This is a genomic window from Bartonella sp. AP258QHHD (assembly GCF_042196145.1).
Lineage (GTDB): Bacteria > Pseudomonadota > Alphaproteobacteria > Rhizobiales > Rhizobiaceae > Bartonella.
In genome coordinates this window covers 76,788-92,650 of record NZ_JBHIPR010000014.1, presented here as the reverse complement: position 1 = coordinate 92,650, position 15,863 = coordinate 76,788, and the positions used below count along the sequence as shown (strand labels likewise).

The window sequence follows — 15,863 nt, the reverse complement described above, 5'->3', positions numbered from 1 at the left end:
GAAAGCACCGTAACGAAATATACCATGCTGTTTTATTTGTAGTGTTGCTTTGTATATATATATATTGAAAAGACTAAAATATAAAGGGAATTATGATGGATGCCGTCTCTATACAACCACTTTATGAATGCTTCGCAAGACGAAATTTGCATTTTGAACAGGGGCATGGTGTATGGCTTATTTCCGATAAAGGAGACCATTATCTTGATTTCACATCTGGCATTGCTGTTAATGCATTAGGATATTCACATCCAAAATTGGTTGATACGCTCAAGATACAAGCTGAAAAACTTTGGCATGTTTCTAATATTTTTCAATCTCCTGAACAAGCATCTTTTGCCACGCGGCTTTGTGCAAATAGTTTTGCGGATAAGGTTTTTTTCTGCAATTCAGGCACTGAAGCATTGGAGTGCGCATTCAAAACGGCACGTCATTATTACTATGCTACTGGTCATTCAGCACGCATTGAAATAATTACTTTTGAAGGGGCATTTCATGGACGTACACTTGCTGCACTTGCTGCGACTGGGCATGAAAAGTATCTTGAAGGCTTTGGACCTAAAGCTGGTGGATTTATTCAAGTACCTTTTTGTGATGAAATCGCTTTGCGTAACGCTATTAATAAAAATACCGCCGCTATTCTTATTGAACCTATTCAAGGAGAAGGAGGAATACGAACGGTTTCTCATGAATATTTAAGGTTTTTGCGTAAAATATGCGATGATAATGGTCTGTTGTTGATTTTGGATGAAGTGCAAACGGGCATGGGACGAACAGGAAAGCTTTTTGCTTATGAATGGAGTGATGTCACGCCTGATATTCTTACCCTCGCAAAAGGACTAGGAGGTGGATTTCCATTGGGCGCTTGCCTTGCAACGGATAAAGTTGCAAAAAGCATGACACTTGGGACACATGGCTCAACCTTTGGAGGAAATCTTCTTGGAATGGCTGTAGGAAATAGTGTTCTTGATGTTTTGTTAGAGCCAAGTTTTCTTAACCATGTTCAGCGTATGGGGGATAAACTAAAAAGTGGACTTTTGCACATTCTCAATATCTATCCTGATATTATCTGCGCAGTTCAGGGGATGGGGCTTATGTTGGGTATTCAGTGTATTGTACCTTCAAATCTTTTCGTTAATGCTTTGGAAAATGAATATCTCTTAAGCGTTGCAGCCAACAACAACGTTGTGCGCTTATTGCCTCCTCTTATCATTAGGGAAGAAGAAATAGATGAAAGTTTACATCGTATTGAAAAAGCAATAGCGTATCTTTCACAAGTAAACAAAGAAAGACAAATATCACACACATGACAAATGCTCTTCGTCATTTCACGGACTTATCCATTTTAACGCCAGCAATAGCACGTGCACTGATCGATTATGCAAAGATCCTTAAAGCATCTTTTAAAGCAGGAAAAGGTTCAAAACCTTTTATAGGTAAAACACTTGCGATGATTTTTGAAAAACCATCCACACGAACCCGTATTTCATTCGATATCAGTATGCGCCAGCTTGGCGGAGATACAATCATGCTCACGGGTTCAGAGATGCAACTTGGTCATAGTGAAACCATAGCTGATACGGCGCGCGTTTTATCCCGTTTTGTGGATATCGTGATATTGCGAACAACGAAACACCAACGTATGCTCGAATTGGCACAATATGCACAAATTCCTGTCATTAATGCCCTTACAGATGATACACATCCTTGCCAAATTCTAGCAGATATCTTAACCTATGAGGAGCATCGGGGGCCAATTGCTAGCAAAATATTTGCGTGGATGGGGGATGGTAATAATGTGCTTCATTCCTTAATTGAAGCTGCAGCTCTTTTTGGTTTTCATTTGCGTATTGCCACACCAAAGGGCAGTGAACCACAGGAACAATTTGTACATTGGGCACGTGAGCGGGGAGCACATCTTATGCTAACCCATGATCCTCAAAAAGCGGCTCAAGATGCTGATTGTATTATGACCGATACATGGGTCTCCATGGGACAAGAATTTCGTGCTCGCAGTCATTCTATTTTTCAGCCTTATCAAGTCAATGAATCTCTCATGAAATTAGCAAAATCTGATGCTCTTTTTATGCATTGTCTTCCTGCTCATCGTGGTGAAGAAGTGGTTGATTCTGTGATTGATGGACCGCACTCCGTTGTTTTCGATGAGGCTGAAAATCGTCTTCATGCTCAAAAAGCAATTCTTTCTTGGTGTTTACAAGATGCGTTTTTCTCTCCACAATAGCCTCCCTACAACAAATTATATAAAAAAGGCAAAGCTATGAGTGAACAAGCTAAAGATGAAGCCTCTCTCAACAACAACTTCTTGCATGAAGATGATAGTGTTATTCCCTTTCAAGTTGAAGAACTTGATATCCGTGGACGTGCCGTACAACTTGGGGAAACTTTAAATTCTATTCTTAACAGACATCAATACCCTGAACCGGTTTCTTATCTTCTAGCAGAAGCTTTACTTTTAACGGTTCTGTTTGGAACTTCTCTAAAACTTACGGGAAAATTTATTTTACAAACTCATTCCGATGGACCAGTTAATATGTTGGTGTGCGATTTTTTGCCTCCTTCAAGTTTACGTGGATACGCTCGTTTTGATAAAGAACAGCTTAAACAAGCCATAGACAATGGTCAAACCTCTTCAGAAACACTTTTAGGAAAAGGCACTTTAGCTTTCACAATTGATCAAGGTCCCCATATGCAACCCTATCAAGGGATAGTTGCATTAGATGGATCAAATTTACAAGAAGCTTCTCGTATTTATTTTGATCAATCAGAACAAATTCCTACCGATATCCGTCTGGCTGTTGCTATATTAATTAATCGTGACCAACAAGGAAAACAGCAGAAAAGCTGGCGAGCTGGAGGTATTTTGATCCAACTTTTACCCCAAGAATCGTCTCATCATAAAATAGATGCCCCTCATCAAAAGCGAGAAGAAACGAAAACTCATACCCAATTGGATAACCAATGGCAGGAAGCTAAAATACTCATGGCAACGATTGAAAGTTCAGAATTAACAGATCCCCAAGTCGGTAGTAAACAGCTCTTGTTCCGTCTTTTTCATGAACAAGGTATTAGAGTTTTTAACCCTTTTTCTCTTGTCGATCAATGTTCTTGTTCACACGAAAAAATTAAAGGAATCCTAGAAGGCTTTTCTATTGATGAACGCAATAAAATGGTTAAAAATAAATATATTTCAGTCACATGTGAATTTTGCTCAAAAACATATTGTTTTACACCGCAAGAATTTTTAGAAGAAAAAACATAATCAAATATTTTTCATAAAAAATGATGATTGCAACAAAAGCCTATTTTATTTGCGTCATAAAAGTTTACGCATAAGCTCATATGAACTTCTAGAATATTTCTTGTCTTAGAGTTTTTTTAGTGTATACGAGTGATCGTTCTGTTGAGATCGGTAATTACGTCATAGAGTGCTTAAAAAAGAGTTCTCTGTAAAATATATTTTCTCCTCTCGAAAAAGCTTCTTTTGTACTTTTTACATCTCAAAAGTTTATTTCTTACAATGAATTCTTTTATAATTTTCATTGATAAATTGAGTATGTACTCATAACTTATCTTCTCTGTTAAATGAGACTTTTTGATTGTAGTCATATTTTCTTACTCGAATTTATCTTATTAAGACTCAATAAAGCTTATTAGTTATAATCATAAGGGAAATTATCGAGAGAATAAGAATGTATAGATTCAATATAGACTTTATGGAGTCTATTACAAACAGATAAGTGTAATGGGAATAAATATAACAATGACGCTGCAAAAGAGCAGATTTATTATTTTATAAAGATGAGAATAGTGGTGAAGTCCCCTCATAACAATGTGTATTTCAGATAAAAAAGCGGAGAAAAAATACTATATGATTTTGAAAACAATAGTTGGTTGCTGTCACTAAGCTAACGATGGTTCTATAGCAATATTGTTTTGTCCAAATAATCAAAAATAAAGCTCCCAAACAGATATTTCTTTACACATGTTTTTGAATCAACAATGGTAATGCTCTTGTAAAATTTTTCTAAGAAGAATGATGGTCCGTATAAATAAAATAGCATACATAGCATGATAAAACGTTATGTTTTTACAAACCTGCATTATTTTTCTTCTGTCATAATCGCTTGTTCAATTTTTGGTAGAATTTTTTTTTGATAAATTTGCCATGTTAAGGGACCAACATGTTTGGCAATAATGATGCTCTCTTTATTCAAGAGAAAGGTTTCTGGAGGTCCATATATTCCCCAATCAATGGCTGTATATCCTGAAACATCAAAGCCAATAAATTTAAAAGGATTACCAAAACTGTTTAAAAAGCGCAGGGCGTTTGTTTTATTGTCTTTGTAATTAATACCAATCAGATCAAAACGTTTATCTTGTGCAATTTGCATAAGAATAGGATGCTCTTCGCGACAGGGCAAACACCAAGAACCCCAAAAATTGACCAATGTGACACGTCCTTTAAACTGTTTTGAATTGAGATAACTTTCTTTATCAAGAAGAGGAAGATAAATATTGGGAGCAGGTTTTTCAGCTAATGCGTTTGGGAGAAGAGAAGAATCTTGAAGGTGTTTTTTATCCATAAAGTTGAAAAAAAACATCATGAGAAGAAGAAAAAGCACAAATGGTCCAAAAAAACAAGCAGAACAGGCAAAGATATATTTTTTTTAAGTTTTGGAGGGATGTTTTTCATTATACTTTTCTTTTTGTGACAGCTCTTTTTTGTTTAGCTGTTGGAGAATTTTTTTTGGTAGAGGGCTTTGCAAAGAATATATCCAATAAGACATAAGAGGGATATTGCAGAAAGCACATAGCTTAAAACAACAATTTGCTCGTGTTTAAGGGTGCTCAGGAAAAAATCAATTTTCTGAGATAGATTTCCTAAAAGTCCGCCGTGGATGCCATTTAGGTCGAGCATGATGAAGCGTCCTGTTGTTGTGCACGACGGGATTTTTTAATCTGAAGTATTCGGATATAATGACGATTGATTTCATTTCGCATAGCCATCAAATAAAGAGCAATAAACATAAAGATGAAACAAAAGAGCATTGTTATAAGGGGCCATAACATAGCATTGTCGATTGTTGATCCTCCAGCACGTAACAATGATGCTGGTTGATGCAATGTATTCCACCAATTAACGGAAAATTTAATAACAGGGATATTAACAAATCCAACAAGTGTAAGAATTGCAGTAGCACGAGCGGCTTTTACTTGGTTGTCAAAAGCACGCCCAAGCAGGATAATGGAGAGATAGATAAAAAGCAGAATTAAAACTGATGTTAATCGTGCATCCCAGACCCACCATGTTCCCCATGTAGGTCGCCCCCAAAGCGCTCCTGTCATGAGAGCCAAGGCGGTAAAAATTGCCCCAATAGGCGCTCCACATTTAAGTGCTACATCAGCAAGATGATATTTCCAAATCAGATTTCCTAAAGCCGCTGCACTCATCGTTACATAGCAGAATGTAGACAACCACGCAAAGGGTACATGAAGGTACATAATCTTAACAGTAATGCCTTGTTGATAGTCATCAGGGGAATGCATCACTAGAATAAGCCCTAAGATAAGGAAACACAATGTTATGCCGGCCAACCAAGGTAAGACGACTCTGCTTATTTTCATGAAAAGGGTGAAACTTGCAGGGAGTAACCTGATTTTATATGTACGAGATAGTTTATTCATAAAATTCATAATAGGCAGAGTTTTGCTATGCGGCAATCATCTTTTATTATTCTGATAAAAGTTTAAGCGTTATCGCAGCAACAAAAGAGCTAAAGAGACTCAAAAGAAGTGAAAAAGCGCTGAGAAGAGCTAGAGAAGTGAGAAAAGAGGTATTTGGGTTTATTGGGGCTGTAGCAGCGGAAACACCAAAAATCATAATTGGAATGATCCACGGCAAGATAATGATAAAAATAAGCAAAGTACTGTGCAACAATGAGGTTGCGAGTGCAGCGCCTATAGCACCAATAAAAATAATAGCTGGTGTTCCGCATAAAAGGGTAAGTATTGTTGTAAAAGTTATTACTACATCTAAATGGAGCATGAGGGCTAAAATAGGTGTGGCAAAAATAAGAGGAAGCATTGTTCCTACCCAATGGGCAAGACATTTTGTAAAGACAATTAGTGTAAAACTTTGTCTTTTTCCTGAAAGGATAAATTGGTCGAGATTACCATCATCGCGATCGATTTGGAAAAGTTTGTTCAGATTGAGGAGTCCTGCAAGAAGGGCTCCAAACCACAATATACCTGGTCCTATTTGTGCAAGAGTTTTGGGATCTGGTCCAATGGCAAAGGGGGTTATGACAACAACAGCGATAAAAAACAATAATCCTGTTAGTGAAGTGGCTTGTAGCGCTAATAATAGTTTAAGATCACGCCAGAACAGTGCTTTCATTTTATTCTCTCCTAGAGAGGTAAAAATTTTTCCAGAGCGATTTTATGGTTTTCTGGAATGCCTATGGAATTATGAGTTGCAGCGATAATCATACCACCTTGATTGAGATGACGCTGGAAAATACGAGCGAGGAGTTTTTGAGCATGGTTATCAAGCCCAGATATTGGTTCATCTAAAATCCAAAGAGGACGATAGGAGAGCAAAAGGCGAGCAATAGCTACGCGTCTTTGTTGTCCAGTTGACAGAGCGTTAAAGGGTAAATGTTCAAGGTTAGAAAGACCAATATCGGCAAGAGCTTCATGCGCAAAACGTAAATGTTGACCGTAAAAATCTGCCCAAAATTGCAAATTATCAATGACAGATAAGAGAGGTTTCATAGCATTTTGAGGACCAAGATAATGACAAGCAGTTGCAACAGGGTATATTTGATCATGGTCTTTAAGTATTATATGACCTTCAGCAGCCTCAAGAAGACCGACAATGATTCGGAGTAATGTAGACTTTCCGATACCATTAGGACCGGTGATTGTCATAAGTTGCTGTGAAAATAAACAAAAAGAAAGACCTTGAAACAGAATTTCCTCGTTTCTGTAAGCGGCTAAATCTTTGCCTGATAACACCATGTGATTGCCTATTTTGTTTTTATTTTCATATTCTTTATTGCATTATAGAATAAAAAACACATTTTTTATGCAATTGTACCTAGAATAGTTCTAGAAATAGTTCTATAAGGGATACCTTACATCAATATCTGGTGTAAAATGGTTTCTGGCGCTGATTTCCGCATTATGCCTAGAGGGTGGAGGGGGAAATGGATGGCGGAGGTAATTGCGTCTGCGCTCAAGCTGCGACCTTGACTCGTAGTTTGTGTTGTTCATTCCTGGAAATTGGGTGGTTATAGTATGAGGGTGGACAGTCATGACTCAAATTGATAGCTTTAATTGTCGTAGAGTATTAAATGTTGGTGGCAAAGAATATACTTATTATAGCTTGATTGAAGCGGAGAAGAACGGACTTGAAGGTGTTTCTCGTTTACCGTTTTCGATGAAAGTTATTCTCGAAAATTTATTGCGATTCGAAGATGGTCGCACAGTTAAAAAAGAGGATATCTTCAATGTTGCTAAGTGGTTAAACGACAAAGGGAGCGCTGGGGCAGAAATTGCTTACCGTCCTGCACGTGTTCTTATGCAGGATTTTACAGGTGTTCCAGCAGTTGTTGATCTTTCTGCAATGCGTGATGCTATGGTTAAACTTGGCGGTAACGCTGAAAAAATTAATCCTCTCATTCCCGTTGATCTCATCATTGATCACTCAGTTATTGTTGATGCTTTTGGCAATTCCATGGCTTTTAAGGAAAACGTTGAGCATGAATATGAACGCAATGGTGAACGCTATCGTTTCCTTAAATGGGGGCAACAAGCCTTTCAAAATTTTCGCGTTGTTCCTCCAGGAACAGGGATTTGTCATCAGGTTAACTTAGAATATTTAGCACAATGTGTATGGATGAAGAATGAAGAGGGCTGTGAGACGATTTATCCTGACACCTGTGTGGGAACTGATTCGCATACGACTATGGTAAATGGTTTAGGGGTTTTAGGTTGGGGTGTTGGTGGTATTGAAGCAGAAGCAGCAATGTTAGGCCAACCTGTTTCTATGTTGTTACCTGAAGTGATTGGTTTTCGTCTAACAGGTAAACTTAAGGAAGGTGTAACAGCCACCGATCTCGTATTAACGGTGACCCAAATGCTACGTCGGAAGGGTGTTGTCGGTAAATTTGTTGAGTTTTTTGGTCCTGGTTTGGAGCATATGACGCTTGCTGATCGGGCAACGATTGGAAATATGGCACCTGAATATGGAGCAACGTGTGGTTTTTTCCCAATTGATAAGGAGACAGTGCGTTATCTCAATATGACAGGGCGTGATGAAAGTCGGATTGCCTTAGTGGAGGCTTACACCAAAGCACAAGGGATGTGGCATGATGAAATGGTGGCTCATCCCATTTTTAGTGATACAATTGAATTAGATATGGGAACCGTTGTCCCTTCTATGGCTGGTCCTAAACGTCCTGAAGGACGTATTGCATTGGAAAATGTTGGGCAGGGTTTTGAGAAGGCATTGGTCGAAGACTATAAGAAGACTTCTGGACAAGATAAGCGTTATCAGGTTGAGGGTGAAGAATATACGCTTGGTCACGGTGATGTGGTGATCGCTGCGATTACGTCGTGTACGAATACATCGAATCCAAGTGTTCTTATTGCAGCGGGTCTTTTGGCACGAAATGCTGTGGCAAAGGGTCTTAAGAGTAAACCATGGGTAAAAACTTCTCTTGCACCTGGTTCACAAGTCGTTGAAGCTTACCTTCAAAATTCGGGTCTGCAAAAAGATTTAGATGCATTAGGATTTAACTTAGTAGGATTTGGGTGCACAACATGTATTGGGAATTCTGGTCCTTTGCATCCAGCTATTTCCAAAACGATTAATGACAATGGTATAATTGCATCTGCGGTTCTTTCAGGAAATCGTAATTTTGAAGGGCGTGTTTCCCCTGATGTGCAAGCGAATTATTTAGCTTCACCACCATTAGTTGTTGCACATGCGCTCATCGGGACGGTGTGTAAAGATTTAACCAAGGAGCCTCTAGGTGAAGATTCAAATGGCCACCCCATTTATTTGAGAGATATTTGGCCAACTTCTCAAGAAATACAGGAGTTTATCGAAAAAAATGTCACGCGGAAGGTTTTTGCCGAAAAGTATGCAGATGTTTTTAAGGGAGATGAAAATTGGCAAAAAGTTCAGATTCCTACGGGTTCTACCTATTCTTGGGATGAGCAATCCACCTATGTACGCAATCCACCTTATTTCGATGATATGCAGAAAACACCTGATATCTTACCAGATATTAAAGATGCACGGATTTTAGGTTTATTTGGTGATAAAATCACGACGGATCATATTTCTCCTGCTGGTTCTATTAAAGCAGCTTCTCCTGCCGGAAAATATTTAATCGATCATGGTGTTAAAGTGGCTGATTTTAATCAGTATGGAACGCGTCGTGGGAATCATGAAGTTATGGTGCGTGGGACCTTTGCCAATATTCGCATTCGTAATTTCATGTTAGGGGAAAATGGTCGAGAAGGAGGTTATACGGTTCATTATCCGTCAGCGGTAGAACAAACCATTTACGATGCAGCAATGGCGTATAAACAAGAAGGTATTCCACTCGTTGTTTTTGCAGGTATTGAATATGGTAATGGATCATCCCGCGATTGGGCTGCCAAGGGGACCAATCTTCTTGGTGTCAAAGCAGTGATTGTGCAGTCTTTTGAAAGGATTCATCGCTCTAATCTTGTTGGTATGGGCATTGTCCCTTTTGTTTTTGAGGAGGGGCTAAGTTGGAAATCTTTAGGCTTAAAGGGAGATGAAAAGGTGACAATTGAAGGGATTCATAACTTGAAACCTCGTCAAAAGACTGTAGCGAAAATTACTTTTTCTGATGGTACGGTAAAAACCGTTCCATTATTATGCCGTGTTGATACTGAAGATGAGCTAGATTATTTGCATCATGGTGGAATTTTGCAATATGTCTTGCGTAAGTTAGCCGTTTAAATTCTTTTGTTTGTTAAGGAATATCTATTATTAAGCTATAAAGTTGCGGATCAAAGAGTTTGGCTTCGTTTTTTTATGGCTATCTTTGAAAATCTAATTGACGTTAGCTTTAGGATTGCGCTATAACCCACACGGTTATAGGCAGCTTTATAGTTTTGCTTGGGTTGGATTTATTTATATTGGTAGAGTTGTTATTGAGATTCATTTTACCAAGGTGTTGAAAGAGAGATTATATTTATGGCGAATACACCTTCTGCTCGAAAAGCGGTGCGCAAGGTTGCGGCGCGCGCACAGGTTAATAAGGCCCGCCGTTCACGCGTTCGTACTTTTATACGTAAGTTTGATGATGCTTTAGCGGGTGGCGATAAGGCATCTGCAGAGATTGCATTTAAGAATTTTGAGCCTGAAATTATGCGTGCAGTTTCTAAAGGGGTTTTTCATAAAAATGCTGCTGCGAGGAAAGTATCGCGTTTAGCTAAACGTTTGAAGGCTCTCAGCGTTTAAGCTTTTTCTCCTTTAATTGAGAACAAAGCCAGTATCCATGAGGATGCTGGCTTTTTGTTTATTATTTCAAAAGTTTCTATTGAAAATAAGAATCGATAATGATTCTCCACTTGAAAAAGGAGAGAAAGTTTATAGAGGGAGGTATGGTTATCCACAAGCTTTGTGGATTTGTACAGAGTCTTTTTTGTCAAGCATTTTATTTTTTTTTTTAAATCTGAAGAGATTCTTTAATTATTGGTAAATTTAGAGAAAAAAAATGAATTGAATCAATATTTTTTTCAGTCCTCATTAATATAAGCATTTTTTTCGGGTTTTTTGATTTTATTTTGACCTCTTGCATTTTACCTCTGCTGTTTTGTATGGTTCTTATGAAGACTAAGAAGCATGAAGGGGTCACATCAGCGCATTATTCTGTATTTTGTTGAATACAAGATGTTTTGATTTAGGCTTTTCGAAACTTTTGTGTTGGAGAGGTTTTCTGACGGTTTTTTAGTTTTCTTAATGGATATGTTTACCATTTTAGAAGGGTGGGTCATATCATGAGTGCAAGTAAATCTTATTGGTCATCTTTGTTAGTAGGGTTGTGATGAGGCTATCCTAGGGGAGGGTGAGTAATCTTATTTGGGGTAGGGCGTTTTGCCTTCGCTAGATTTATTTTAGTTGTTTGGCAGGACAAAATTTTATTTTTATCAGGATGGAAGATGGTGGATAAATTGAACTCTAAAGCTAGTTCCTTTAAAAGGGTTTCGGTAAATATCCTGTCGGCAGAGAACATAATAAAGAATAGGATGACGGAAAGTGATGAGAACGTTTGTAGAAATGCTTCTATAGGGCATTCTATTGTTTCAGAGGAGGAAAGTGCGGCGGCTTTTATACGTGTTATGGCGCAATTAAAGGTGCAGGTTGGTGTTGAGGCTTATACCAGTTGGTTTGGACGTGTGAAGCTTGCTGAATATAGTCATACTCTTGTAAAGCTTTCTGTTCCTACTGCTTTTTTGCGTTCATGGATTAATAATCACTATGGTTCTCTTTTGACTCATTTATGGAAACAAGAGAATTCAGCAATTCTTCGTGTTGAAGTTATTGTTCGTGGTATGGAACGCGTTTCAAGAGATGTCGTTTGTAAAAGAAGTGTTCCTCCTGTTGTGCTAGAGGAGCAGGCGACTTCATCTTTTGTTGAAAGTTGCGCAGAGCATTCAGTTAAGAATTCTCAAACGGGAGTTTTTGGATCTCCACTTGATTCTCGCTATACTTTTGAAAGTTTTGTTGAGGGGGCTTCTAATCGTGTTGCTTTAGCAGCTGCGCGTTCCATTGCAGAGGGGCATAAAAGTGCCTTACGTTTTAATCCTCTTTTTATTCACGCATCTGTTGGCTTAGGAAAAACACATTTGCTTCAAGCGATTGCTGCTTCTGCATTGAAGCGTTTAACGTCTGCGCGCGTTATTTATTTAACTGCTGAATATTTTATGTGGCGTTTTGCAACAGCTATTCGTGATAATGATGCTCTTTCTTTTAAAGAACAGCTTCGTGATATCGACCTTTTGATTATTGATGATATGCAGTTTTTGCAGGGTAAGTCGATACAACACGAGTTTTGCCATTTGCTTAATATGTTGCTTGATAGTGCAAAACAGGTTGTTGTCGCTGCAGATCGTCCACCAGCAGAATTAGAATCGCTTGATCTTCGCGTTCGCTCTCGTCTTCAGGGAGGGGTAGCTCTTGAAATTGAAGCACCAGATTATGAAATGCGTTTGCAAATGTTGCGCCAGCGGTTGAAGGTGGCACAACAAGATGATGGCATGGTATCAATTTCTGATGATATCTTGGAATATATTGCGAAAACGGTTTTAGGGTCGGGGCGTGATATTGAAGGTGCGTTTAATCAGCTCTTGTTTCGTCAATCTTTTGAGTCTGATTTATCTTTAGAGCGGATTGATGAGTTATTAGGTCATTTGACACGTCCTGGTGAACCTAAGCGTATTCGGATTGAAGAAATTCAGCGTACGGTAGCACGCCATTATAATGTTTCTAAACAGGACTTGTTATCTAATCGTCGAACACGTACGGTTGTGAAGCCACGGCAAGTTGCAATGTATTTAGCAAAAGTATTAACTCCTCGCTCGTTGCCAGAAATTGGGCGCCGTTTTGGTGGGCGTGATCATACAACAGTTTTACACGCTGTGCGTAAAATTGAAGATTTGGTTTGTGGTGATCAGACCTTGGCTAAGGAACTTGAGTTGCTTAAGCGGTTGATTGGAGAACAGGCTGTATAGTGTTTATCGTTTCTTTCTTTGGAGAGACTTTAAAGAATTTAATGAAAAGATTTATTTTTTCTTATGCAGGAGTGACTTGCCATTTTAAGAGAGGTTTAATAAACTCTAGCAGGCGATTCTTAAAGAGGGTCTATTCTTTAAGTCTAAAGAATTCTTATAGTTTTTAGTAAATCATACGGGGCTTTTATGCGTATTACAGTTGATCGCAGTCAATTTCTCAAGTCTCTTGGTCGGGTTCACCGAGTGGTAGAGCGCCGTAATACTGTTCCTATTTTATCGAATGTGTTGATTGATGCAGAAAATGGCCGTGTACAGTTAAAAGCAACAGACCTTGATTTAGAGGTTATGGAATCTTTTGCAGTTAATGTTAAACAAGCTGGAGCAACAACTGTTCCGGCACATTTGCTCTATGATATCATTCGAAAACTTCCTGATAGCAATGAAGTTGTATTGTCCGTCGATGAGAATCAAGCAGGTACAATGTCCGTGGTTTCGGGGTGTGCACATTTTCAGCTTCAATGTCTTCCGAAGTCAGACTTTCCAGAGTCACTTCCTGGGCAGTTTGGTTATCGTTTTTCTTTATCGGCATCAGGCTTAAAACATTTACTTGATTGTACACAATTTGCCATTTCTACTGAAGAAACCCGTTATTATCTTAATGGTATTTATTTCCATATTATTAATGATGGTGTTTTGAAATTGCGTTTGGTTGCAACTGATGGTCATCGTTTGGCACAAGTTGAGATGGAAGCTCCTTCGGGAGTTGAGGGAATGCCTGGTGTTATTGTTCCCCGTAAAGCTGTAGGAGAATTGCAAAAACTTCTTTCAGAAGAAAATGATAGCGATGTATGTATAGAGCTTTCGGAGACAAAAATTCGTTTTTCTATAGGCTCTGTGATTTTTACATCAAAATTAATTGATGGAACATTTCCAGATTATCAACGTGTTATCCCTCTTGGAAATGATAAAGAATTAATTGTTAATAGGCAGGACTTTTCTTCTGCAGTTGATCGTGTTTCAACGATTTCAAGTGATCGGGGGCGTGCAGTTAAATTAACGATTGAGCATGGACAGTTAAGGCTTGTTGTTAATAGCCCAGATTCGGGCAGTGCAGAAGATCAATTATCAGTAACTTATGCATCTGAACCGCTTGAGATAGGATTTAATTCACGTTATCTTTTGGATATTGCTGGGCAGCTTTCAAGTGATGAGATGGTTTTTATGTTGGCTGAGGCTGGAGCACCAGCTCTGATTCGTGATAATGATGATGCGGATGTGCTCTATGTACTGATGCCTATTCGCGTTTAGGGGCAGTTGTTTTGCAATGCATGGCCAGTCATGTGCACAAAGTGGCAGTGAGGCAGCTGAAGCTTTTACGTTATCGCAATTATTCTTTTTTCAATATTCATTTTTCTGGTCAGCATGTGGTTTTTACTGGCCATAATGGTGCTGGTAAGACGAATCTTTTAGAGGCGTTATCTTTTCTTTCTCCTGGTCGTGGTTTGCGGCGTGCTGTTTATTCTGACGTTAGTTTTGTAGATGGTGGTGGTGGAGGATTTGTTGTATTTGCGCGTCTTGAATGCGCTCTTTATGGTGAAGTAAAGATTGGTACAGCTTTTGAGGTTAGCGATAACAGTCGAAAGGTCCATATTAATGGTGTGAATGAGTCGAGTGATTGCCTAACAGATTATTGTCATATTAGTGTCCTAACACCGTCTATGGATGGTCTTTTTACAGGTCCTTCACTTGAGCGCCGTAGTTTTTTGGACCGTATGGTTTTGGCGATTGATCCCTTGCATAGGCGCCGCATAGCCGATTATGATAGAGCTATGCGCGCACGTAATCGTTTGTTTTTAGATGGAAATGAAGATTGTGCTTGGTTTGATGCTTTAGAAAAGCAAATGGCAGAATTGGCGACAGCTATTTCTGCGGCGCGTGTTGATGTTATTCGTCTTTTAAATGACATGTTTACACAAATGCCCTCACAGATACCTTTTCCACGAGCTTTTTTACAAATTGATGGTTTTTTAGAAACAGCTCTTAGTGAAATATCAGCAACTGAAGTTGAAGAACAATTTTGTGATCGATTGCGGCATAATCGCGCAATGGATCGTGCTGCTGGTCGAACGTTAGAAGGACCACATCGTGCAGATTTGCAGGTTTTTTATGCTGATAAAAATAGAGCAGCAACATCTTGTTCAACAGGTGAACAAAAAGCGCTGCTAACAGGTTTAGTTTTGTGTCATGCACGTCTAACAGGTATGATGTCGGAAAGATCTCCCATTCTTCTTCTTGATGAAATGGCTGCCCATCTTGATTCGCATCGACGTGCTGCTCTATTTGATATTCTTGATGATTTAGCTGTACAAACATTTATGACAGGAACAGATCGTCTTTTATTTGATGACTTAAAAGGACGCGCAGAATTCTTTGAGATTAAGGATGGCGCTTTATTGCCGTAAAAACATGCTAAATATTTTTTAATAAGTGATAGATCTGAAAGAAAAGGCTTGCTATGTCAGAGATAATAACGATTTTAAATGGTCCTAATTTAAATTTTCTAGGTCAACGTGAGCCAGAAATTTATGGAACTGAAACTCTAGAAGATATTGAAAAAAGATGCAGAGAATGGGCAAAACAAAATGATATCATAATAAATTTTTATCAAAGTAATTGTGAAGGGCAATTAGTGGCATGGATACAAGAAGCAATAGAGGCAAGTTCTGGATTGATCATTAACCCAGCGGCTTACAGTCATACATCTGTTGCACTTCTTGATGCCCTAAAAATGTTTTCAGGGCCGAAAGTAGAAGTTCATTTATCTCATATTTATCAGCGTGAAGCTTTTCGTCACCATTCTTATACATCTGCAGGTGTAGACGCTATCATAACTGGGTGTGGAGGTGATGGATATCGGTTTGCACTTGAGTATATTGCAAAACAATTAAGCAAAACAATTAAATTGTGATAGGTAAAGAGTAAGCATTTAATAAGAGTAATATAGGCATTTAATTCTCTTGATAATTATTTTCAAATCTGTACAATGTGAGGTATATATTTAT

The 15,863-nt window shown here is 38.5% G+C and carries 12 protein-coding genes and 2 pseudogenes; 9 read left to right on the top strand and 5 right to left on the bottom strand.

The genetic code is table 11. The features are described from left to right. The first annotated feature begins 95 nt into the window (after positions 1 to 95). Genes ACFIMM_RS01415 through ACFIMM_RS01405 form a run of 3 tightly spaced genes read left to right on the top strand, consistent with a single transcriptional unit; the run spans position 96 to position 3,280 of the window. Entirely contained in the window at positions 96 to 1,310 is a 1,215-nt protein-coding gene (locus tag ACFIMM_RS01415; RefSeq protein ID WP_375682605.1) for an aspartate aminotransferase family protein, read from the top strand. Then, on the top strand, positions 1,307 to 2,242 hold the full coding sequence (gene argF / locus ACFIMM_RS01410) for an ornithine carbamoyltransferase (RefSeq protein ID WP_375611422.1): 936 nt from the start codon (positions 1,307 to 1,309) through the stop codon (positions 2,240 to 2,242). Before ACFIMM_RS01415 ends, argF begins: the two co-directional genes overlap by 4 nt. A 36-nt stretch (positions 2,243 to 2,278) precedes the next feature. After that, on the top strand, positions 2,279 to 3,280 hold the full coding sequence (locus ACFIMM_RS01405) for an Hsp33 family molecular chaperone (RefSeq protein ID WP_375611423.1): 1,002 nt from the start codon (positions 2,279 to 2,281) through the stop codon (positions 3,278 to 3,280). Between the two features lie 841 nt (positions 3,281 to 4,121). On the opposite strand, the pseudogene ACFIMM_RS01400 reads toward ACFIMM_RS01405, so the two are convergent. From ACFIMM_RS01400 to ccmA, 5 genes and pseudogenes are all read right to left on the bottom strand, one after another. Then, positions 4,122 to 4,714: pseudogene (locus ACFIMM_RS01400) on the bottom strand (DsbE family thiol:disulfide interchange protein). After that, positions 4,689 to 4,939 (bottom strand): annotated as a pseudogene (locus ACFIMM_RS01395) (hypothetical protein). Before ACFIMM_RS01395 ends, ACFIMM_RS01400 begins: the two co-directional pseudogenes overlap by 26 nt. After that, complete coding sequence (locus tag ACFIMM_RS01390) at positions 4,927 to 5,706, bottom strand: heme ABC transporter permease (protein WP_375611426.1); 780 nt, start codon at positions 5,704 to 5,706, stop codon at positions 4,927 to 4,929. The pseudogene ACFIMM_RS01395 and the gene ACFIMM_RS01390 overlap by 13 nt, the downstream one beginning before the upstream one ends. Positions 5,707 to 5,752: 46 nt before the next feature. Beyond that, positions 5,753 to 6,418, bottom strand: coding sequence for a heme exporter protein CcmB (gene ccmB, locus ACFIMM_RS01385; RefSeq protein WP_375611427.1), 666 nt, complete (start codon positions 6,416 to 6,418; stop codon positions 5,753 to 5,755). 11 nt (positions 6,419 to 6,429) lie between these two features. Further along, positions 6,430 to 7,041, bottom strand: coding sequence for a heme ABC exporter ATP-binding protein CcmA (gene ccmA / locus ACFIMM_RS01380; protein ID WP_375611428.1), 612 nt, complete (start codon positions 7,039 to 7,041; stop codon positions 6,430 to 6,432). 295 nt (positions 7,042 to 7,336) lie between these two features. On the opposite strand from ccmA, the gene acnA reads away from it, so the two are divergent. The 6 genes from acnA (at position 7,337) to aroQ (ending at position 15,769) form a co-directional block, all read left to right on the top strand. After that, the gene (gene acnA, locus ACFIMM_RS01375; RefSeq protein WP_375682585.1) at positions 7,337 to 10,024 is read left to right on the top strand and encodes an aconitate hydratase AcnA; all 2,688 of its coding nucleotides are present in this window, start codon (positions 7,337 to 7,339) and stop codon (positions 10,022 to 10,024) included. 237 nt (positions 10,025 to 10,261) lie between these two features. Next, positions 10,262 to 10,528, top strand: a complete 267-nt coding sequence (gene rpsT, locus ACFIMM_RS01370) for a 30S ribosomal protein S20 (protein ID WP_375612830.1) — start codon at positions 10,262 to 10,264, stop codon at positions 10,526 to 10,528. A 701-nt stretch (positions 10,529 to 11,229) separates the two neighbouring features. Then, entirely contained in the window at positions 11,230 to 12,801 is a 1,572-nt protein-coding gene (gene dnaA, locus ACFIMM_RS01365; protein WP_375611430.1) for a chromosomal replication initiator protein DnaA, read from the top strand. A 186-nt stretch (positions 12,802 to 12,987) separates the two neighbouring features. Continuing rightward, entirely contained in the window at positions 12,988 to 14,109 is a 1,122-nt protein-coding gene (gene dnaN, locus ACFIMM_RS01360) for a DNA polymerase III subunit beta (RefSeq protein WP_375612831.1), read from the top strand. A 20-nt stretch (positions 14,110 to 14,129) separates the two neighbouring features. After that, a complete protein-coding gene (recF, locus tag ACFIMM_RS01355) occupies positions 14,130 to 15,263 on the top strand; it encodes a DNA replication/repair protein RecF (RefSeq protein WP_375611469.1) in 1,134 nt (377 codons plus the stop codon). Between the two features lie 53 nt (positions 15,264 to 15,316). Next, on the top strand, positions 15,317 to 15,769 hold the full coding sequence (aroQ, locus tag ACFIMM_RS01350) for a type II 3-dehydroquinate dehydratase (RefSeq protein ID WP_375692584.1): 453 nt from the start codon (positions 15,317 to 15,319) through the stop codon (positions 15,767 to 15,769). Positions 15,770 to 15,863: the final 94 nt, after the last annotated feature.